The organism is Halorubrum sp. SD612 (assembly GCF_002135005.1).
The window spans coordinates 1-2,106 of record NZ_NEWI01000278.1; the positions used below are offsets into that span (position 1 = coordinate 1).

General features: G+C 70.5%; 3 protein-coding genes. All 3 read right to left on the minus strand.

Translation table 11 applies throughout. From position 1 onward, the window contains the following. Window positions 1-295 (minus strand): FG-GAP-like repeat-containing protein (locus B9G38_RS16370; RefSeq protein WP_143415563.1); only part of this gene is annotated, 295 nt, incomplete at its 3' end. 104 nt (window positions 296-399) lie between these two features. Next, a complete protein-coding gene (locus tag B9G38_RS16375; RefSeq protein ID WP_086221086.1) occupies window positions 400-1,380 on the minus strand; it encodes a hypothetical protein in 981 nt (326 codons plus the stop codon). Between the two features lie 153 nt (window positions 1,381-1,533). Beyond that, a partial coding sequence (locus tag B9G38_RS16380; RefSeq protein ID WP_255375989.1) for a heterodisulfide reductase-related iron-sulfur binding cluster occupies window positions 1,534-2,106 on the minus strand: 573 nt, incomplete at its 5' end.

The window sequence follows — 2,106 nt, forward strand, 5'->3', positions numbered from 1 at the left end:
AGAGGAGGTCGGGGTCGCCGCCGTCGACGCCGCGCGCGCAGTTGTGGACGTACACCTCCTCGCAGCCGTCGGCGTCGAGGTCGGCCGCGCAGACGCCCATCCCGTGGCGCGTCCCGTCGGCGACGATGCCGCAGGCGGCGTCGGAGAAGCGGCCGTCTTCCCGGGCGTACAGCCGGTTCGGCTCGCCGTAGCCGGCGACGAAGACGAGCGGCCCGTCGCGACCGGGCGTCACCGCGACGCCGTACCCGCGCATCGGGCGCCCGTCGTCGACGAGCGCGGACCGCTCCGTGAACATGGCCGCCCGTCACCGCTCCGCGAATATGAACGCACGGGTTGGATACGGCCGCGCGGTCGCGGGAGGAAATCCTCGGCGGCGAGGCGTCCGGCCCGTCGGCGACGCTACAGGTTCCGCTCGATGTAGCGGTTTATCCGCGAGACCCGGTCCGAATCGAACGTCCAGAGGCCCCGCCACGTCCGGGGCTCGGTCTCGACCGCGAGGAGCCCCACACCCCCCTCGATCCCTCGTTTGAGGTCGCTTTCCGGGTCGCTCTCGGCCGGATGCGGCCCCTCCGGCGGTCGGTACACCACGAACCAGCTGTCGGCGAAGTCCGGGCCGTCGCCGGCGTGGACCACCGCGTCGAGGTCCTGCGGGAGCTCGTCCGGCACGCCGTAGAGGTGCGTGTCGACGCCGGTGTCGGCGACGCGCTCGTACACCTCTCGGGTGCCGACCTCGTCGTCGATGCGCGAGAGCCGCTGGAACGACGAGCGCAGGGTGCCGTCGCCGGCGGTCCACGCCGCCCGCTCGATGAACCGGGAGACGGTGATGAGGAGCAGCTTCTGCCGGTTCGACTCGGGGTACCCCCGGAGCGTGAACGTCGCGTCGTCGAGGCCGCTTATCACCGACGGGAGGTCGACGTCGGAGAGCGACCGGCTGCCGGTGATGTACAGGTCGGAGTTGACGAAGAGCACCGCGTCGCCGAGCTCGCCGAGCGTCGACCCCGCCACCACCTCGTCGCCCTCCACGAGCAGGACGAGGTTCTCGATGTCGGCGGGGTCGCCGCCGTCGAACGGGACGTCCTCGTGGCGCCGAAGGACGTCGACGTCGAGGGCGGGGACCGGCTCGTCGGACTCGGCGGCGTCGACCGTCGTCAGTTCTCGGGGCGTGAGACCGAGGGTGCCGTCTCCGCCGACGGCTCCGGCCCCGTCGGTCAGGCGTCGGTCGCCCGGCGCGTCGGCCGCGCGGCCGTCGACCACCCGCACTGCGTCGTCGCCGAACGTGTCCACGAGCATATTTATCACGGGGTCCGGGTCGGTGCGGTTGACGACGACCACGGAGCGCTCGGGTCCGTCGAAGCGATCGAGAAACTGTTCGAGTGTCACGTGCCCCGGAGTCAGCGAGTTCGACTCATAAGAATTCTCTCTCGGTTATCGGGGCTGAGAACGAACGACGCCGACTACCGGGTACACCATGGTCCCCGGTCCGCGCAGCGAGCGCGGCGGAGTCCGGTGAGGCCGGCGGCCGGCCGGAGCCGCCTACGCGCCCAGCGCGTCTTCGAGCAGCTGGAGCGGGTGTTCGATCTCGTACCCGGTACCGTGCTCCATCTGCATCGCGCAGGTCGGGCACTCCGTCATGCCCACCTCGCCCTCGGCGTCCTCCATGTGCTCGAACATCTCTTCGCCGATCTCCATCGACTTCTCGTACTTCTCCTCCTTCCAGCCGTAGGTGCCGGAGATGCCCGAACAGGAGTCGCCGACGTCCTCCATCTGAACGCCGTCGACGTCGCGGAACGTCTCGACCGCCTGCCGCGAGAGCCCCTGGTTGCGCGCGTGACACGGGGCGTGGTACGCGAACGCCCGCTCGTCGTCGAGCCCGCCGGCCGCGTCGAGCTCGCCCTCCAAGTCCTCGTGGATCCGGAGGTACTCCAGCGCCTCGAAGGTGTGCTCGGCGACGTCCTCGATCCCGTGGAGGTCGAACAGCTCGGGGTACTCCTGGCGCAGCGACAGCGAACAGGAGGTACAGGAGGCGATCACGTCGGCGCCGTCGCCGATGGCCTCGACCAGGTTCTCGACGTTCGTCTCGGCGTGGCGCCGCCGTGATCGCCTCCT